This window comes from Micromonospora sp. C97 (genome assembly GCF_018070385.1).
Classification (GTDB): domain Bacteria; phylum Actinomycetota; class Actinomycetes; order Mycobacteriales; family Micromonosporaceae; genus Micromonospora; species Micromonospora parva.
On the sequence record NZ_JAGPXU010000016.1, the window covers coordinates 105,613 to 122,931 of the forward strand.

Annotated in this window: 17 protein-coding genes; 15 read left to right on the top strand and 2 right to left on the bottom strand. The window is 73.0% G+C overall.

Features of this window, described 5'->3' with window-relative positions; genetic code table 11:
• The 12 genes from KBX26_RS21000 (at window position 1) to KBX26_RS21055 (ending at window position 11,951) form a co-directional block, all read left to right on the top strand.
• Window positions 1-984 (top strand): zinc-binding alcohol dehydrogenase, encoded by a 984-nt coding sequence (locus tag KBX26_RS21000; RefSeq protein WP_030335536.1) that lies wholly within the window; start codon window positions 1-3, stop codon window positions 982-984.
• A gap of 2 nt (window positions 985-986) precedes the next feature.
• A complete protein-coding gene (locus KBX26_RS21005) occupies window positions 987-1,385 on the top strand; it encodes a 6-carboxytetrahydropterin synthase (RefSeq protein ID WP_030335538.1) in 399 nt (132 codons plus the stop codon).
• The gene (locus tag KBX26_RS21010) at window positions 1,382-2,428 is read left to right on the top strand and encodes a glycosyltransferase family 4 protein (RefSeq protein WP_210866227.1); all 1,047 of its coding nucleotides are present in this window, start codon (window positions 1,382-1,384) and stop codon (window positions 2,426-2,428) included. The genes KBX26_RS21005 and KBX26_RS21010 overlap by 4 nt, the downstream gene beginning before the upstream one ends.
• The gene (locus KBX26_RS21015) at window positions 2,425-3,243 is read left to right on the top strand and encodes a class I SAM-dependent methyltransferase (RefSeq protein WP_030335542.1); all 819 of its coding nucleotides are present in this window, start codon (window positions 2,425-2,427) and stop codon (window positions 3,241-3,243) included. The genes KBX26_RS21010 and KBX26_RS21015 overlap by 4 nt, the downstream gene beginning before the upstream one ends.
• Window positions 3,244-3,309: 66 nt before the next feature.
• Window positions 3,310-4,248, top strand: coding sequence for a lysylphosphatidylglycerol synthase transmembrane domain-containing protein (locus tag KBX26_RS21020; RefSeq protein ID WP_036412151.1), 939 nt, complete (start codon window positions 3,310-3,312; stop codon window positions 4,246-4,248).
• Between the two features lie 59 nt (window positions 4,249-4,307).
• Complete coding sequence (ribA, locus tag KBX26_RS21025) at window positions 4,308-4,985, top strand: GTP cyclohydrolase II (RefSeq protein WP_030335546.1); 678 nt, start codon at window positions 4,308-4,310, stop codon at window positions 4,983-4,985.
• A complete protein-coding gene (locus KBX26_RS21030; protein WP_210866228.1) occupies window positions 4,982-5,689 on the top strand; it encodes a dihydrofolate reductase family protein in 708 nt (235 codons plus the stop codon). The genes ribA and KBX26_RS21030 overlap by 4 nt, the downstream gene beginning before the upstream one ends.
• Before the next feature lie 94 nt (window positions 5,690-5,783).
• Window positions 5,784-6,317, top strand: coding sequence for a DinB family protein (locus tag KBX26_RS21035; RefSeq protein ID WP_210866229.1), 534 nt, complete (start codon window positions 5,784-5,786; stop codon window positions 6,315-6,317).
• Window positions 6,318-6,348: 31 nt separating this feature from the next.
• Window positions 6,349-6,801 (top strand): GNAT family N-acetyltransferase, encoded by a 453-nt coding sequence (locus KBX26_RS21040; RefSeq protein WP_210866230.1) that lies wholly within the window; start codon window positions 6,349-6,351, stop codon window positions 6,799-6,801.
• 153 nt (window positions 6,802-6,954) lie between these two features.
• Window positions 6,955-8,433, top strand: coding sequence for a right-handed parallel beta-helix repeat-containing protein (locus tag KBX26_RS21045; RefSeq protein WP_210866231.1), 1,479 nt, complete (start codon window positions 6,955-6,957; stop codon window positions 8,431-8,433).
• Between the two features lie 217 nt (window positions 8,434-8,650).
• Window positions 8,651-11,341, top strand: a complete 2,691-nt coding sequence (locus KBX26_RS21050; protein WP_210866232.1) for an Hsp70 family protein — start codon at window positions 8,651-8,653, stop codon at window positions 11,339-11,341.
• A 37-nt stretch (window positions 11,342-11,378) separates the two neighbouring features.
• Window positions 11,379-11,951 carry a nucleosidase gene (locus KBX26_RS21055; RefSeq protein ID WP_030335558.1) on the top strand — a complete coding sequence of 191 codons (573 nt, stop codon included), beginning with the start codon at window positions 11,379-11,381 and terminating at the stop codon, window positions 11,949-11,951.
• Window positions 11,952-11,961: 10 nt separating this feature from the next.
• Here the strand turns inward: KBX26_RS21055 and KBX26_RS21060 are convergent, their stop codons facing one another.
• Entirely contained in the window at window positions 11,962-13,140 is a 1,179-nt protein-coding gene (locus tag KBX26_RS21060) for a low temperature requirement protein A (protein WP_051708741.1), read from the bottom strand.
• Between the two features lie 171 nt (window positions 13,141-13,311).
• Window positions 13,312-14,493 (bottom strand): low temperature requirement protein A, encoded by a 1,182-nt coding sequence (locus KBX26_RS21065; protein ID WP_210866233.1) that lies wholly within the window; start codon window positions 14,491-14,493, stop codon window positions 13,312-13,314.
• Window positions 14,494-14,663: 170 nt separating this feature from the next.
• Here KBX26_RS21065 and KBX26_RS21070 point away from each other — a divergent pair, with 170 nt between their 5' ends.
• The 3 genes from KBX26_RS21070 (at window position 14,664) to KBX26_RS21080 (ending at window position 17,308) form a co-directional block, all read left to right on the top strand.
• Window positions 14,664-15,524 (top strand): S1 family peptidase, encoded by an 861-nt coding sequence (locus KBX26_RS21070; protein ID WP_210866234.1) that lies wholly within the window; start codon window positions 14,664-14,666, stop codon window positions 15,522-15,524.
• A gap of 82 nt (window positions 15,525-15,606) precedes the next feature.
• The gene (locus KBX26_RS21075; RefSeq protein WP_030335563.1) at window positions 15,607-16,632 is read left to right on the top strand and encodes a sugar kinase; all 1,026 of its coding nucleotides are present in this window, start codon (window positions 15,607-15,609) and stop codon (window positions 16,630-16,632) included.
• Window positions 16,633-16,699: 67 nt separating this feature from the next.
• Window positions 16,700-17,308 carry a bifunctional 4-hydroxy-2-oxoglutarate aldolase/2-dehydro-3-deoxy-phosphogluconate aldolase gene (locus KBX26_RS21080; protein WP_030335564.1) on the top strand — a complete coding sequence of 203 codons (609 nt, stop codon included), beginning with the start codon at window positions 16,700-16,702 and terminating at the stop codon, window positions 17,306-17,308.
• Window positions 17,309-17,319: the final 11 nt, after the last annotated feature.

The window sequence follows — 17,319 nt, forward strand, 5'->3', positions numbered from 1 at the left end:
GTGATCCGCGAGGCGTACGCCTGCTGGGTGCGCGAACCCGGCGCGGCCGAGATCCGGCCGGTGTCGCTGACCGCCCCCGGCCCCGACGAGGTGCTGGTCCGGGCCCGCTACTCCGGGGTCAGCCGGGGCACCGAGACGCTGGTCTTCACCGGTCGGGTGCCCGCCGACCAGCACGCCGCGATGCGCGCGCCCTTTCAGGAGGGTGACTTCCCCGGCCCGGTGAAGTACGGCTACCTCAGCGTGGGCGTGGTCGAACAGGGCCCGCCGGACCTGCTCGGGCGGACGGTCTTCTGCCTGCACCCGCACCAGAGCGCGTACGTCGTGCCCGCCACCGCCGTGGTGCCCGTGCCGGAGGGGGTGCCGGCGGCCCGGGCGGTGCTCGCCGGCACCGTGGAGACCGCCGTCAACGCGCTGTGGGACGCCGCGCCGCTGGTCGGTGACCGGGTCACCGTGATCGGCGCCGGCATGGTGGGCTGCTGCGTCGCGGCGCTGCTCGCCCGGTTCCCCGGCGTGCAGGTCGAACTGGTCGACACCGACGCGCGCCGGGCCGGCGTGGCCGGGGCGCTCGGTGTCGACTTCGCCGACCCGGCCGACGCCCGCGCTGACCGTGACCTGGTCGTGCACGCCAGCGCCACCGCCGCCGGCCTGCAACAGTCGCTGGACCTGCTCGCACCGGAGGGCACGGTCATCGAGCTGAGCTGGTACGGCGACCGCCCCGTGCAGGTGTCGCTGGGCGGCGCGTTCCACTCCGGTCGACTCACCGTCCGCAGCAGCCAGGTCGGCATGGTGGCACCCGCCCGACGGGGGCGGCGCAGCTACGCCGACCGCCTGGCGCTCGCCCTGGACCTGCTCGACGACCCGGCCTTCGACGCGTTGATCACCGGCGCGTCCCGGTTCGCGGAGCTGCCCGACGTGCTCGCCCGACTCAGCTCGGGTGACCTGCCCGCCCTCTGCCACCTCATCACCTACGACGACGGGGAGTGACAGTGTTCAGCGTGACCGTTCGAGACCACATGATGATCGCCCACAGTTTCCGAGGCGAGGTCTTCGGGCCCGCCCAACGCCTGCACGGCGCGACGTTCGTGGTGGACGCGACGTTCCGCCGGCCCGACCTGGACGCCGACGGGATCGTCGTGGACATCGGCCTGGCCACCGAGCAGCTGCGGGCCGTGCTGAGCGAGCTGACGTACCGCAACCTCGACGACGAGGCGGCCTTCGCCGGGGTGAACACCACCACGGAGGTGCTGGCCCGTACTGTCGCGGACCGACTGGTCGAGCGGGTGCACGCCGGTCAGCTGGGAGCGGGAGCGCGCGACCTGGCCGGCATCACGGTCACCCTGCACGAGTCGCACATCGCCTGGGCGAGCTACGAGCGGTCACTGTGACCGATGCGGGCCGGGCGGTGCACGTCGTCCTGCCCGGTGACATCGACGACCCGGCCACGCCCAGCGGCGGCAACAGCTACGACCGGCGGATCTGCGCCGGGCTGGGCGAGCGGGGCTGGTCGGTCCACGAGCACCCGGTGCCCGGCGCGTGGCCGCACCCCGAGCCGGCCGACCGGGCGACGCTGGCCGGGCTGCTCGCCGCCACGCCCGACGACGCCGTGGTGCTGCTCGACGGCCTGATCGCCTCGACCGTGCCGGACCTGCTCGCCCCGCACGCCCGTCGGCTGCGTCTGGTGGTCCTGGTGCACCTGCCGCTCGACGACGAGCCGGAGGCCCGCGCGCTGGCCACCGCCCGGGCCGTCGTCACCACCAGCGAGTGGACCCGCCGCGCCCTGCTGGCCCGGCACCCGAGGCTCGCCGAGAGGATCCGGGCCGCGCCGCCCGGGGTGCGGCCCGCGCCGCCGGCCGCCGGCTCCGCGACCGGCGACCGGTTGCTCTGCGTCGCGGCGGTCACCCACCACAAGGGGTACGACGTGCTGGTCGACGCGTTGGCCACGCTGGTCGGGCGGGAGTGGACGATGCTCTGCGCCGGGACGCTGGCCCGGGAACCGGACCTCGTGCACCGGCTGCGCGACCGGCTGACCGGGGCGGGTCTCACCGAGCGGGTGCGGCTGGCCGGCCCGCTGACCGGCGCGGCGTTGGACGACGCGTACGCCGCCGCCGACCTGCTGGTGTTGCCGTCGCGGGGCGAGACGTACGGCATGGTCGTCACCGAGGCGCTGGCCCGGGGCCTGCCGGTGGTGACCACCGAGGTGGGCGGGCTGCCGGAGGCGCTCGGCCACGCCCCCGACGGTGACCGACCGGGACTGCTGGTCCCGCCCGGCGACCCGGCGGCGTTGGCCGCCGCGCTGATCCGCTGGCTGGACGACGACGCGCTGCGCGCCCGGCTACGGCGTGCCGCGCTCGCCCGGCGCGACACCCTGACCGACTGGTCGGTGACCGCCGCGCTGCTGGCCGGCGTACTGAAGGAGGTGGCGGAATGACCGCCGAGGAGACCCTGCCGTTCGCCGACTGGCTGCGGTTGCGGGAGCCGGCCGACGCGGCGGCGCGCGCCGAGGACCTGCTGGACGCCGTCCGCGCCCGGCCGACCGCCAACGCCCCGATGGTGATCCACGACCTGGGCAGCGGCACCGGCTCGATGAGTCGTTGGCTGGCCGCCCGGCTGCCCGGGCCGCAGCACTGGGTGCTGCACGACCGGGACGCCGACCTGCTGGCCCGCGCCGCCGAGGGCATGACCGGGGTGCGAGCCGCCGACGGCGCCCCGGTGACAGTGCGGACGAGCTGCGGTGACCTCACCCGGCTGACCGCCGCCGACCTGGCCGGGGCGTCACTGGTCACCGCGTCCGCGCTGCTGGACATGCTCACCGCGGAGGACGTCGAACGGGTGGTGGCCGCCTGCGTCGGCCGGCCCGCGCTGTTCGCCATCTCGGTGACCGGGCGGGTCCGGCTCAGCCCGACCGACCCGCTCGACGAGGAGGTCGAAGCCGCGTTCAACGACCACCAGCGGCGTACCGTCGATGGCCGGCGGCTGCTCGGCCCGGATGCCGCCGCCGCCACGGTCGCCGCGTTCGCCCGGCACGGCGTCGACGTGCGGGAACGACCCAGCCCGTGGCGGCTCGGCCCGGAGCAGGCCGACCTGGCCGCCGAGTGGTTCCGAGGTTGGCTCGGGGCCGCCTGCGCGCAGCGCCCCGACCTGGCCGGCCCCGCCCAGGCGTACGCCCGCCGTCGGCTGGCCGACGCGGCCGCCGGCCGACTCACCGTGCTTGTCGACCACACCGACCTCCTCGCCGGTGGATGAACCGTTCACGCCCTGGGTACGTGGACTAGGGCAAGTGGACGATCTTCAAGGGGAGGGCCGGCGCGGATGTTCTGGGCCTGGGCACGAGTGGTCGGCGGGGTGGGTCTGCTCGCCGTCCTGCTGTGGCAGGTGGGCAGTGGCCCGTTCCTCGCCGGAGTACGACTGATCGACGCGCCGGCGTTGGCAGCGGCGCTGGTCATCGGGGTGCTCACCACGGTCTGCGCGGCGTGGCGGTGGAGCCTGGTCGCCGGCGGCCTCGGTGTCCGCCTGCCGCTGGCGACGGCGGTGGCGCACTGCTACCGGGCGGTGTTCCTCAACGCCACACTGCCCGGCGGTGTGCTCGGCGACGTGCACCGGGCGGTGCGCCACGGCCGCGACGCCGGTGACGTCAGCCGGGGAATCCGCGCGGTGGTCTGGGAACGTACCGCCGGGCAGGTGGTCCTGGTCGGCGTCGCGCTGGTGGTGCTCGCGGCCTTCCCGTCCCCGGTGCGGCCGTACCTGCCGGTCGCCGCCGCGCTCGTCGTCGCCGGCGGGCTGGTCGTCGTGCTGGCGGCCCGGGTCCTACCCAACGGCGGCGGGTCCCGCTGGGCCACGGCGCTGCGTACCGCAGTGGCGGACGTGCGGTCAGGGCTGCTGGCGCGGCGCACCTGGTTCGGTGTGCTGGTCGCCTCGGCGGTGATGGTCGCCGGTCACCTGGCCACCTTCCTGGTGGCGGCGCGCACCGCCGGATCCGACGCCCCGCTGTCCCGACTGTTGCCGTTGACGCTGCTCGCCCTGCTCGCCATGGGCCTACCGTTGAACGTGGCCGGCTTCGGGCCACGGGAGGGGGTGGCCGCGTGGGTGTTCGGCGCGGCCGGTCTCAGCGCGGCCGAGGGTGTCGCCACCGCCACCGTCTACGGTGCACTGGTGCTGGTGGCCAGCCTGCCGGGTGCCGCCGTGCTGCTGGCCCGTCGGCGTCGAACTCCGGCCGCCGCCCGGGAAGCCACCTCCGACGGCGGCTGTTGAAGTCGATGGTGAGACGGTACGCGTCGCCGGACGGCGGTGGCGCCGGACGAAGGAGTCCCATGCCCGAAGCATTGCCGGTTGCCACGATCCGCACGCAGGTCACGGTGCCGCTGGCGTTTCCCGACGGCTACTCCACAACCGCCCGGGTGTTCACCTTCAAGGGCCTGGTGGACGGTAGGGAGCACCTGGCCCTCGGTCTCGGTGACTGGGCCGGTGCCCTGGACCGGCTCGCCGTCGGGGGAGAGGCGCCGCTGGTGCGTCCGCACAGCGAGTGCCTGACCGGCGACGTGTTCGGCAGCGAACGCTGCGACTGCGGCCCCCAACTGCGCGAGGCGGTGCAGCGGATCGCCGAGACCGGTGGGTTCCTGCTCTACCTGCGGCAGGAGGGCCGTGGCATCGGCCTGTACGCCAAACTGGACGCGTACGCGTTGCAGGACGCCGGGTTGGACACCTACCAGGCCAACGTCGCGCTGGGCCGGGGCGAGGACGAGCGGGACTACACGGCCGCCGCGCAGATGCTGGCCACATTGGGCGTGCCGCGGGTCCGACTGCTCAGCAGCAACCCGGACAAGGAAGACCAGTTGACCCGGCTGGGCGTGGACGTGGTCGAACGGATCCTCACCAGCGTCTTCCTGTCGCCGGCCAACGCCGAGTACCTGGCGGCGAAGGCGGCCAAGGCGGCGGAGATCGAGGCGGCGGACGCGCTCGCGGGTCGCACTCCTGAGCAGCCCCGATGAGTTGCCGGCCGGAGCCGACGCGGCCGTACGTGCTGTTGAGTTGCGCCGCCTCCATCGACGGGTACATCGACGACGCCTCCGAGCAGCGGTTACTGCTCTCCAACGACGAGGACCTGGACCGCGTCGACGCGGTCCGCGCCAGCTGCGACGCCATCCTGGTCGGCGCCGGCACCGTCCGGCGCGACGACCCGCGGCTGCTGGTGCGCTCCCCGAGCCGTCGGGCCGAGCGGGTCGCGGCCGGTCGACAGGCCTCGCCCACCAAGGTCACGCTGACCGCCCAGGGTGACCTCGACCCGACCGCGCGCTTCTTCACCGCCGGTGATTCGGTGCGGCTCGTCTACTGCGCCACCGGCGCGCTGGAGAAGACCGAGGAGCGGGTCGGCCGACTGGCCACAGTGGTCGACGCGGGTGAGCCCGTCGACCCGGGGTGGCTGCTGAGCGACCTGGCCGCGCGGGGTGTGCGGCGGTTGATGGTGGAGGGCGGCGGGACGGTGCACGCCCAGTTCCTCGCCGCCGGTCTCGCCGACGAACTGCACCTGGTGGTCGCCCCGTTCTTCGTCGGCGACGGCCGTGCGCCCCGGTTCGTCGGCGAGGGTCGCTTCCCCTGGCACCCGGGTCGCCGCGCCCGCCTGGCCGAGGCTCGCCAGATCGGCGACGTGGTCCTGCTCCGCTACGCCCTCTCCGAGCGCTGCCCGGCCGACTGATCGGGGCCCGCGCGCCGTGCCGCCGCGCTCTGCCGCGAGCCGTCGATTGGTTATTCTGTCGACGGCGGTGCCGGTGCCCGGACAGAATCCCCTGATGTCCGTTTCGCCGCTGGCCCTTCTGCGCTGGCAGTTCGACCTGACCTGGTCGCTGTTCGAGTACCACCTCGAGCGACTCGACGCGGCTGACGCCCTCTGGGAGCCGGCCGCCCACTGCTGGTCGGTGCGGCAGGGCGTCGACGGCACCTGGGTTCCGGACTGGGCCGACACCGAACCCGACCCGGTCCCGGTGCCGACGATCGGTTGGCTCACCTGGCACGTCGGCTGGTGGTGGACCGTGGCGATGGACCATCTGCGGGGGGTGCCCGCGCCCGACCGCACGGCCGTCACCTGGCCGGGCCCGGGCGAGCCGACTGTGGCCTGGCTGCGTGACCTGCGCACCGAGTGGCTGGGTCTGCTCGACCAGCTCAGCGAGCGTGACCTCGACCGCACCGCGACGTTCCCCTGGCCGGACGGGACTGACCACACCGTCACGCACACGATCGGTTGGGTCAACTCCGAGCTGATGAAGAACGTCGCGGAGATCGGCCAGCTCCGGCTGATGCGCGCGGCACAGCAGTCTCGACGGTGATGCGCGGATCCTGGTCGATAGGGTGGCGGGCGTGCCCGGACTGGTGAAGATCACTGAACACAACGTGGAAGCCGCCTGCCGGTTGCAGGTGCGACCCGACCAGGAGAAGTACTCGTCCCCGGTCGCCTGGTCCCTTGCCGAGGCGTACGCGCAGCCCGACATCGCCTGGCCACGTCTGATCGTGGAGGGTGATGAGGTCGTCGGCTTCCTGATGGGCTTCTTCGACATCGAGTGGGACCGACCGGACGACAGGCGCTCGGGCCTGTGGCGGCTGAACATCGCCGCCGAGCAACAGGGCCGGGGGTACGGCCGCTTCGCGGTGGACGCCGTTCGTGCGGAGGCCCGCAGCCGAGGGCACGACCAGATCTACACGACCTGGGAATCGGGGGAGGACGGCCCGGAGGGGTTCTATCTCACCCTCGGATTCCGTCCGACCGGGGAGACCAGCGGAGGTCAGATCGTCGCCGTCCGGTCCGTGCACTGACCAGGCGGCATCACCTCGGTTGTTCGACGGCCTGGCCGCGCTCGGCGGGCGCCACAGTGGTGCCTGCCGCCCTCATTTCGAGGGGCACCGCGTCGGACCTGTCCCGCGTAGGCTCCCAGCCGCGCAAAGACAACCTACGGGGGATCGGTCGACATGACGAAGAACAGCCTTAGCCGCCGCGCTCTGCTCTACGGCACGCCGGTGCTGGCGGGAGCTGCGGCGCTGACCGCCGCTGAGCCGGCGATGGCGGCGGGTTCCGACACCTCGGTGGTGTCGCCGAAAGACTATGGCGCGGTTGGCGACGGCGTCACGGACGACACCGCGGCTGTGCAGCGGTGCCTGTCGCAGGGCCGGGCCGTGGACTTCGGCGGCCCGGGCAACGTCTACCTGATCACGAACACGCTCACGGTCTACCAGGCCACGCCGCAGATATTGCGAGGCCACGGTGCCACCATCAAGGCGGGTGCCGCAGCCAACCTGATGCGTCTGGGCAGGGCGCGCCACTCGCTCGACGGCCTCAACTTCGACGGAACAAGCCAGCCGGGTGGCGTCGGTGTGATCATCGAGGGTGACGCTCAGTACAGCTCCATCGTCAACTGTCGGTTCACGAACATCGGCGGCTCCGGCGTGTCCGTCTCTTCGGGCGCGCACCATGTCACAGTCACCGGCTGCTTCTTCGACCACTGCGGGCACGGCTCCACGGTGGCCGACAACAACTATCGCAGCTCGATCTACGTCGCCGATGCCGACTTCTGCGTTGTCACCGACAACCGCGTCCTCAATTGCAACTGGGGCATCATCTTCCGCGGCGATTCGGCCGCGGTTGGCATCAACTTCTATACCTGTCAGTCCAACGTCATCACCGCGGTCAGTCCGCCCGTTGCGATTTCGCAGGGCATCTCGAACCGCTACGGCCGCAACGGCAAGATTGCCGGCAACACGGTCATCGGCTTCGACGACAACAGCATCGACTGCTGGGGTTGTAACACGACCATCATCGCCGGCAACAGCACCAAGGGCGGCAAGGACGGCGTCTTCGTCGGCGACCCGTCCAGCTCCAACATCGTCGTCAACGGCAATACCTTCAACGGGCCCCAGCGCGGGGTGCGAGTTTTCAGCCAGGAGACGGTGACTCCAGCCCTGGTCATCGGGGTCACCATCGTCGGCAACACCATCACCCAGCCCACCGACGGCGGCGTCCTGATCTCCCGGAACAACCTCTCCCAGGTCACCGGGATCACAGTGTCCGACAACGACATCCACGTAACGGGCGCCGGCAGCTACGGAGTGAAGGTGGTCAACGCCGAGTTGGTGCGCGTGCTGGGAAACCGGATCTACCGACCGCTCCAGCAGGGCATCCACCTGAGCGGCGTCGACATCACCGAGGTCGCGCACAACACGGTTTCCGACGCCGGTTACCAGACGCCCAACACCTACAGCGCCATCGACATTGTCGGCTCGAACCGAGTCACCGCCCGCGACAACGTCGCCTACGGCAATGCGAAGCATGCGGTCGCGATCAACAGCGGGGTGGGTATGACGGTCACCGGCACACGATGGCGCTCGCTGGGTGCCGGCGGCATCAGCAACGGGGCGACCGGCACCGTACTCGCCGACAACGTTCAGTTTTGACGTGACGCCGCCGCCCGAGCGCGGCGACGTGCTCCGGCGGTCGGTAGGTCAACCGCCGCGCTGAGCGGTGCGGGCTGTCGCGCCGATCTCCCGCCGTCCCGCGGACGTCAACCGTCCTGACGGCTGCGACTGCGACTGACCGAGTGATCAGCACCGCTGCGGGGGCTGCGTACGATGCGGGGTCGAGTTCCCCTCGTCGCGGCGGAGGTATCGGGCAATGGCAGGCCAGCACGAGGGTTTCGCACTCGGTGTCGACCTCGGTACGTCCAACACGGTCGCGGTGCTGCGCTGGCCGGACGGGCGGACCCGTCCGCTGCTGATGGACGGTCAACCACTCAGTCCGTCCGCCGTCTACGCCGACCAGGACGGCACCCTGCACAGCGGCTGGGACGCCCGCCGGTTGGCTCAGACCGACCCGGGCCGGTTCGAGGCGAACCCGAAGCGTCGGGTGGACGAGCCGACCGTGCGGCTCGGCGACAACGCGTACCCGCCGGCCGAGCTGCTCGCCGCGGTGCTGGCGTCGGTCGCGCGGGCCGCGGTGGGCGCGGTGGGCTTCCTGCCCCCGGCCGTGGTCACCTGCCCGGCCGCCTGGGACGCGACGCGGCGGCAGGTCCTCGCCGACGCGCTGCTGCGGGCGGGTTGGCCGCAGGCGGCCGAGCACACCCTCGCCGGGCCGACCCCGCCGGGCACCCGTTTGCTGCGGGAGCCGGTGGCCGCCGCCCGCTACTACACGCAGGTGCTGCACCGTCCGGTGCCGGTCGGCGGGGCCATCGCGGTGTTCGACTTCGGTGGCGGGACGCTCGACGTCGCGGTGCTGCGCAACGAGGGCGCGGACCCCTGGGGCGACTCCGGCTTCAGCGTGGTCGCCGACGGCGGCCTGCCCGACCTGGGCGGCCTGGACCTCGACGCCGCGCTGGTACGGCGGGTCGGTGAGCTGGTCGGTGAGCGGCACGCCGCGCAGTGGGCCCGGCTCACCCGACCGGCGGATCCGGCGCAGCGCCGCGACCAGATCCGGCTCTGGGACGAGGTACGAGGCGCGAAGGAGACCCTGTCCCGGTCCGTTGTCGCGCCGGTCGCGGTGCCGGGAGTGGCCGAGCCGATCCAGCTGACCCGGGCGGACGTCGAGCGGGTGGCCACGCCGCTGCTGCGGCGGGCGGTGCAGCGGGCCCGGGAGGTCATCGCCGCCGCCGGTCTGCGCCCCGACCAGCTCGCCGGGCTGTTCCTCGTGGGCGGGTCGTCGCGGATCCCGCTGGTGGCCCGGATGCTGCACGCCGAGCTGGGGATCGCGCCGACGGTGCTGGACCAGCCCGAGTTGCCGGTGGCCGAGGGTGCCCTGACCGACCTGCCACTGCGCAAGCCGCTACCCGCCCCGGCGTACGCGGGACCACCAGTGGCCCCACCCGCGCCAGCTCCGGTGAGCCCGCCCGCCCCGGCCGCAGCACCCGCGCCGGTCGTACCGTCGCAGCCCTGGCCGGGATCCACCCCGCCGGTGGGCCCGCCCCCCGGGCCGGGCCTGGCCGGCGCGACCCCGACCCCGAGCGGCGGCGGGACCCGCTGGCGGCGGGCACGCTGGGTGGTGCTCGGCGCGGTGCTGGCGGTGGCCGGGGTGGCCACCGCGGCGACGCTCTACCTGACCCGGGACCGCTACCCGGATCTGGAGTTCGCCTCGCTGCGCGAACTGTCCCGGCTCTCGGCCGGCGCCGAACGTCCGACCGACATGTGGACGGCGGTGCTCGACGATCGGGCCTACCTCGCGTTCCCGCTGCCCGACGACCGGCTGGAGGTGGTGGCCGTCGACGCGGGCACCGGTCGCGAGGTGTGGCGCGAGCAGACCGACGTGCGCGCCGACGACTGGGAGGCGGTCATCGCCGTCCCCGGGGCGGTCGTGGTCCTCGCCGACGCGCCCGGCGACAGCACCCCCCGACCGATGGCCGTCCTCGACGGTCGGACCGGCGAGCAGCGCTGGCAGCGCGTTCTCCGTGGCGACGACGACGTCTACGTCGCCGACGACACGGCGGTGCTGGTCGACCGGGCCGCTGACGAACTGGTCGGCCTGCGCCTGACCGACGGCGCGACGAAGTGGACCCGAGCCAACCCCCGCGACCGGTACGCCGGTGGCCGTACCGTGGTCCGGCCGGTGGGCACCGACGCGGCGGCGGGCGGACCGGCCTTCCTCGACGGCACGCCCCGCGACCCGTGGACGGGCAAGGGGCGGCGACTCGTGCAGGTGGGCGCGGACCGGTCGGTGCGGCTGCTCGACATGGCATCCGGCGCGGTGCTGCGCCAGTGGGGCAGCGTCGCCGACCTCGACGACCTGGTGGTCGCCCACGAGGACCGCCTGTACGTGGCCGCCAACGAGGGCGGTTACCAGCTACTCGCCTACGACCTGGGTTCCGACGCCGAACCGGTGGTGCTGCACCGCTCCGGGAACGACGAGTACCGCCCGACGGAGCTGGTCGCCTGCGGTCCCCGACGGGCCTGCCTGGTGCAGGTGCCCAACAGTGACGCCACGCGCACCGAGGTGGTGGCGGCCACCGAGGGTGAGCGTGCGATCCAGTGGTCGGCGCCGGGCGTGACCGGCCTGGTCCCGTTGGGTGAGCAACTGCTCGCCCAACGGGAGTCCCCGGAGCCGAGCGTCACCATCTTCGACGCCGCCGGCAAGCCGGTGCTGCGGGACCGGGGCGGGGTGGCAGTCCGCCTCGACGAGGGCAACCTGCTGGTCTTCGCCAAGGCGCCCAGCGTGGTGGTGGCCAACCGGGTGCTGGCCGGCGTGTGGGCCGAGTCCGGGAAGGTCGACGAGTTGGGCGAGCTGCAGGACGTACGCAGCTCGTCCTGCTCGTGGAACACCCACCTGATCGCCTGTGGCGCGGAGAAGGACTTCGTGCTGTACCGCTTCACCACCGACTGACGTCAGCGCCCCACCGGCCGGCTCGTACGATGCTCCGGTGAATCTTCGAGGTACGGTCCGCGCCGATCGTCCGTTGGTGGTGCTCGCCGTCGGGGAGGAGGCCCGCTACCTGCCGCCCGAGCTGCCGGTCCTGCTCACCGGCATGGGCAAGGTGAACGCCGCCAGCGCGGTGGCCGCGGTGCTGGCCGCCGGGCCGCGCCCGGCCCTGCTGCTCAACCTGGGTACGGCCGGGGCGTTGCGTCCCGGGTTGGCCGGCATCCACGAGATCGCCACCGTCCTCCAGCACGACCTGGACACCGAGCTGCTGCGCACGCTCACCGGCGAGACGTACGGGGCGCCGCTGTCGCTGGCCGCCGAGGGCGCGGTGCTGGCCACCGGTGACACCTTCGTGGCCGACGACGAGCAGCGGGACCGGTTGGCGCAGCGCGCCGACCTGGTCGACATGGAGGGGTACGCGGTGGCCTGGGCCGCCGCGCAGGCCGGTGTGCCGTGCCGGCTGGTCAAGCAGGTCAGCGACGAGGCGGGGGAGGGCGCGGCCCGGACCTGGCAGGAGTCGGTGGACGCGTGCGCCCGCGACCTCGCCGAGTGGGCCGCTCGACACGTCGGCTGAGCGTGCCGGGTCAGTCGTCGGGTTGCCGCACCCGCAGGCCCGGCGTGGTCTCCCGGGCGGCTCCGGGCAGCAGGATGTGCGCCGCCAGCCCGAGCGCGACGCTCGTGGTGACCAGCAGCGGTGGCCAGCGGCCGGCCCACGGCAGCGTCAGCAGCGGCAGGATGAGGCAGAGCATTCGCCGCCACGGCACGAGCATGGACACCAGCAGGGTGAACAGGACGCGGCCGATCACGAACAGGGCCGGACCGCCCATGATCAGTAGCAGCCATCCCACCGGCGTCGTACCGGTCGGCCGGGCGACGACCAGGTCGAACGAGGCCGCCGTGCCGACCACCCCGGCCAACATCACCAGATGGGTGTACGGCGCCACCCGCGCCGGGCGGCCAGCCCTCGCCCCGGCCTCCAGCAGTTCGCCGGCGCGAAAGACGTAGATCTGCCAGAGCAGCAGCATGACCGCGAACGCGCAGAACAGCGCGGCGACCCGGAGCCCGGTGAACTCTCCCCGACTCACCTGCAGGGTGGGCACCAGGATGATGTCGCCGAGGGCCAGGATGACGAACTGCTGGTACCGCTCGCCCAGATGAGCGGTGGTCCGCTCGTACTGGTCGAAGGGCACCCGGCCCAGCCCGGGCGTGGGGTAGCGGGCCGCCGCGGAGACCAGGTCGATCGCGATGGCGATGCTCCAGAGGGTCCAGTTCACCGTGTCGAACAGCGCGCCGGCGATCCAGAAGACGCCGGACACCAGGAACCAGAACAGGAACCGGGTGGCGCGGATCTCGGCCAACCGGTGCCGCTGTTGGTGCAGGCTGGTGATCAGGATGAAGCCGCGAATCACGTGCGTGCCGACGTACGCGACGGCGAAGACCAGCGCGTGCCCGCTGGCGATCTTGGGCAGCGACGCGCCCATCCCCACCGACCCGACCATGGCGACCATCAGGATGGCCTGGATGGGACGCTGCTGCGGGTCGTAGAACTCGGTGGTGGTGGCGGTGACCGACCAGGTCCACCAGATCGCGGTCAGCATCAGCAGGACCATCGTGGCGGTGGACCAGGTGTGGCGTTCCGCGAGCAGGGTCGAGGTCAGTGCGAGCGAGGCCACGAAGACCACGTCGAAGAGCAGCTCCAGCAGTGTGGCCCGGGTCGACCCGTCCGGACGGCGTACCAGCGCCCCGGTGCCTCCGGTGGTCATGCCGGGCCTCCCGCCGTTTCTTCCGAAAATTATCGGCGGTGTCGACACGGCTCGTCCCCGGATCGGCGATTCCCGCCGCTCACCGAGGGACGCCCGGAGGTTGGCACGGCGGACGCCCGCGCCCGGGACCTCGCCGAGGCGCCGGTGGGCACGTCGGTCGATGGCGCGCCGTCACTCGTCGGGCTTGCGCGTCCACAGGCCCGGTGTGGTCTCCCGTGCCGCTCCGGGAATCAGGATGTGACCGGCCAACCCGAGCGCCACGATCGAGGCCACCAGCAACGGCGGCCAGCCGCCGGCCCACGGCAGCACCAGCAGCGGCAGCAGTTGCCAGGCGACGCGCCGCCACGGCATGACCCACGACACCGCCATGGTGAACAGCACGCGACCGACCACGAACAGCGTCGGGCCGGTGATGATCAGCACGAGCCACGGCACCGGCGTCGTTCCGGTCGGCCTGCTGACGACCAGGTCGAACGTGGCGGCAGTGCTGACCACGCCGGCCAGCATGACCAGATGGGTGAACGGGGCCAACCGGGTGGCGCGGCTCCCCTTGGACCCGGCTGCCACCAACAACTCGCCGGCGCGGAAGACGTAGATCTGCCAGAGCAGCAGCATGACGGCGAAGGCGCAGAGCAGGGAGGCGAGCCGGAGGTGGTCGAGATTGCCCCGGCTGACCTGCAGCGTCGGCACCAGGATGATGTCGCCGAGGGCCAGGATGATGAACTGCTGGTACCGCTCGCCGAGGTGCTCGGTGGTCCGGCCGTACTGGGTGAGTGGCACCTTGCCCAGCCCGGGCGTGGGGTAGCGGGCCGCCCCGGCGACCAGGTCGATCGTTATGGCGATCCCCCAGAGCGCCCAGTTCGGAGTTTCTGACAGCGCGCCGGTGATCCAGAAGACGCTGGACACCGTGAACCAGAAGAGAAACCGGGTGGCCCGCTCCCTGGCCGTCTGGTGCCGCTGCCGGTGCAGGGCGGTGACCAGGATGATGCAGCGAATGACGTGCGTGCCGACGTACGAGGCCACGAAGAGCAGTTGGTGCCCGATGGTGACCATCGGCAGCGATGCCGCCATCGCCACCGACCCGACCATCGCAAGCATCAGGATGGCCTGGATCGGGCGTTGCTGCGGATCGTAGAACTCGGTGGTGGTCGCGGTGACCGACCACGTCCACCAGACGGCGGTCAGCATCAGCAGCAGCTTGGCGCCGCCGGCCCACGAGAGCTCTTCGGAAAACAGTTTCGACGTCAGGGCGAGGGCGGCCACGAAGACCACGTCGAAGAGCAGCTCCAGCAGCGTGGCCCGGGTCGACCCGTCCAGCCGGCGTACCAGCGTCGCATTCCCTTCGGTGGTCATGCCTGGCCTCCCGCCGCGTCTCCCGAGGATTATCGGTGCCCTGGCACGGGCCGTCCTCCGGATCGGTGATTCCCGCTGGTCGGGGAAGAGGGCGGGCGGAGCTTGCCACGGTGCGAGCGTCGCGCGATGCTGCACTGCATCCATCAATCTCGATCTCTTCGGAGGTTCGGATGCGTCGCTCCCCACTGGCCGCCCTCGCCCTGACCATCCTGCTGCTCGTCGCACCCGGCGCGGCGCAGGCCGCCGTCCCCGACCGGGCCGCCGCGCCCACCACCGACCCGGCGGCCCTGCTGAGCGGGGTACGCACCGCGGGCACCGCCTGGGGCCTCGACCCTGCCACCGGCCGGATGACCCTCACCGTCGACGACACCGTGACCCCCCGCGACCTGAGCGCACTGCGGACGGTGGCCGATCGGGCCGGCGCGCTGCTGCGCCGTGAACCCGGAACGCTGCGCCCGCTGATCGCCGGCGGGCAGGGCATCTACGGCGGCGGCGCGCGCTGCTCGCTCGGCGCGAACGCACGCAGCGGCAGCACCTACTACGTGATCACCGCCGGACACTGCACCGCGGCCGCCGCCACCTGGTACGCCGACAGCGCCCAGAGCACCGTGCTCGGCACCCGCACCGCCACCAGTTACCCCACCAACGACTACGGGCTGATCCGCTACACCGGTCGGATCGCCCACCCGAGCGCCGTCTACACCTACCCCGGCCTGCTGACCATCAACGGCCCCGGCAACGCGTACATCGGTCAGGCGGTGTGCCGCAGCGGCAGCACCACCGGGGTGCGCTGCGGCACGGTCACCGGTCTCAACCAGACCGTCAACTACGCCACCGGCGTGATCTACGGCCTGATCCGCACCAACATCTGCGCCGAGCCGGGGGACAGCGGCGGACCGCTCTACGTGGCCGCCACCGGCACCATCCTCGGCATCCTCTCCGGCGGCACCGGCAACTGCACGGCCGGCGGCACCACCTACTACCAGCCGATCGCGGAGGTGCTGGCCACGTACGGCCTGACGCTGCCCTGACCGCGGGACACCGCTTGCCCGTCCCGCGCGCGACACCTAGGCTCGGCGACGCCCAGCACCCCGCCGCGAGGACGTGTGCCCGATGCCGACCGACCCCCGACCTGACCAGGCGAGTGTGCCGGCCGGCTACCCGTCGGTGGAGGTGGCCGCGGTGGGGGAGACGATGGTGGTGCTCTGCCCCGCGCCGGGCGAGCCGCTGGAGCACGCCGAGCGGGTCGCCGTCTCGGTCGGCGGCGCCGAGTCCAACGTGGCCGGTTACCTGGCCCGCCTGGGACACCTGACGACCTGGGTGAGCCGGGTCGGCGACGACCCCTTCGGTCGGGCTGTCGTGCGGCACGTCGCCGCCGCCGGTGTCCGCGTCGACCAGGTGTGCGTGGACCCGGCCGCCCCCACCGGCCTGTACGTCAAGGACCCGGGCCCGCAGGGGACCGCCGTGCACTACTACCGGGCCGGGTCGGCGGCCACCCGGATGGACCCGGCCACGCTGGCCGACCCGGCGCTGGCCGGTGCCCGGGTGCTGCACCTGTCCGGGATCACCCCGGCGCTGTCCGCGTCCTGCCGGGCGCTTGTCGAGCACGCGGTGACCGACCGGCCGTTGCCGGCGGCACGGGTCAGCTTCGACGTCAACCACCGTGCCCGGTTGTGGTCCGCCGAGCAGGCCGCGCCGGTGCTGCGTGACCTCGCCAACCGCTGCGACCTCGTCTTCGTCGGGCAGGACGAGGCGGAGACTCTCTGGGGCGTCACCGACCCGACGGCCGTGCGTGAGGTGCTGCCCGCTCCGGAGACGGTGGTGGTCAAGGACGGCGCGGTCGGCGCCACCGCGCTGGTCCGCGACGCCGAACCGGTCTTCGTGCCCGCTCCCCGGGTGACGGTGGTGGAGCCGGTCGGTGCCGGCGACGCCTTCGCCGCCGGCTACCTGGCCGGGCTGCTGCGCGGCCTCGACCCCGTGCGGCGGTTGCGCCTCGGCCACCTGATGGCGGCGCAGGCGTTGACCAGCAGCGCCGACAACGCCCCGGTCCCGCCGTGGGCCTGGTTCGAGAAGCTGATCGACGCCCCGGCCGACGCCTGGTCGCCGCTCGACCTGACCGACCTGGGGGCGACGACCTGAGTCGGGCCGCCGGGTGGCGCCCCGGCCAGCAGCAACACTGTCACCGCGACCTCGGATGGAGTGTTCCATGACCACACCGGACTTCGACCACATCTTCGGCGGCGCCCGGGTGATGGCGATCCTGCGCGGCCTTCCGGTCGCCGAGACCGTTCGGCTCGCCGAGCGGGCCTGGGACCTCGGCATCGACGTGGTGGAGGTTCCGGTGGCCACCGCCGACGCGGTGCCGGCGCTGCGGGCCGCCGTCGCGGCGGGGGCCGAACGCGACCGGATCGTCGGTGCCGGCACCGTGCTCGACGTCGACCAGGTCGCCGCGGCGGCCGACGCGGGCGCCCGGTTCACCGTCGCGCCCGGCCTGGACCTCACGGTCGCCGACGCCGCCGCCGCGCGTGGCCTGCCGCACCTGCCCGGTGTGGCCACCCCCACCGAGGCCCAGCAGGCACTGCGGCACGGCCTCACCTGGCTCAAGGCGTTCCCCGCGATCTCCCTCGGGCCGGCCTGGTTCAAGGCCATGGCCGGTCCGTTGCCGCAGTTGCGTTTCGTCGCCACCGGTGGCCTCGACGCGGGCAACGCCGGCCCGTTCCTGCACGCGGGCGTCCGCGTGGTGGCCGTCGGCTCCGCCCTCTCCGACACCACCCAACTGGACGCCCTCGCCAAGCTGACCCGCACCACCCCCTAACCCCCCCGCTC

Excerpts from the sequence above, each read along its gene's own strand:
- KBX26_RS21015 (WP_030335542.1), top strand. The coding sequence starts at position 2,425 with ATGACCGCCGAGGAGACCCTGCCGTTCGCCGACTGGCTGCGGTTGCGG.
- KBX26_RS21020 (WP_036412151.1), top strand. The coding sequence starts at position 3,310 with ATGTTCTGGGCCTGGGCACGAGTGGTCGGCGGGGTGGGTCTGCTCGCC.
- ribA (WP_030335546.1), top strand. The coding sequence starts at position 4,308 with ATGCCCGAAGCATTGCCGGTTGCCACGATCCGCACGCAGGTCACGGTG.
- KBX26_RS21030 (WP_210866228.1), top strand. The coding sequence starts at position 4,982 with ATGAGTTGCCGGCCGGAGCCGACGCGGCCGTACGTGCTGTTGAGTTGC.
- KBX26_RS21035 (WP_210866229.1), top strand. The coding sequence starts at position 5,784 with ATGTCCGTTTCGCCGCTGGCCCTTCTGCGCTGGCAGTTCGACCTGACC.
- KBX26_RS21045 (WP_210866231.1), top strand. The coding sequence starts at position 6,955 with ATGACGAAGAACAGCCTTAGCCGCCGCGCTCTGCTCTACGGCACGCCG.
- KBX26_RS21050 (WP_210866232.1), top strand. The coding sequence starts at position 8,651 with ATGGCAGGCCAGCACGAGGGTTTCGCACTCGGTGTCGACCTCGGTACG.
- KBX26_RS21060 (WP_051708741.1), bottom strand. The coding sequence starts at position 13,140 with ATGACCACCGGAGGCACCGGGGCGCTGGTACGCCGTCCGGACGGGTCG.
- KBX26_RS21065 (WP_210866233.1), bottom strand. The coding sequence starts at position 14,493 with ATGACCACCGAAGGGAATGCGACGCTGGTACGCCGGCTGGACGGGTCG.
- KBX26_RS21070 (WP_210866234.1), top strand. The coding sequence starts at position 14,664 with ATGCGTCGCTCCCCACTGGCCGCCCTCGCCCTGACCATCCTGCTGCTC.
- KBX26_RS21075 (WP_030335563.1), top strand. The coding sequence starts at position 15,607 with ATGCCGACCGACCCCCGACCTGACCAGGCGAGTGTGCCGGCCGGCTAC.
- KBX26_RS21080 (WP_030335564.1), top strand. The coding sequence starts at position 16,700 with ATGACCACACCGGACTTCGACCACATCTTCGGCGGCGCCCGGGTGATG.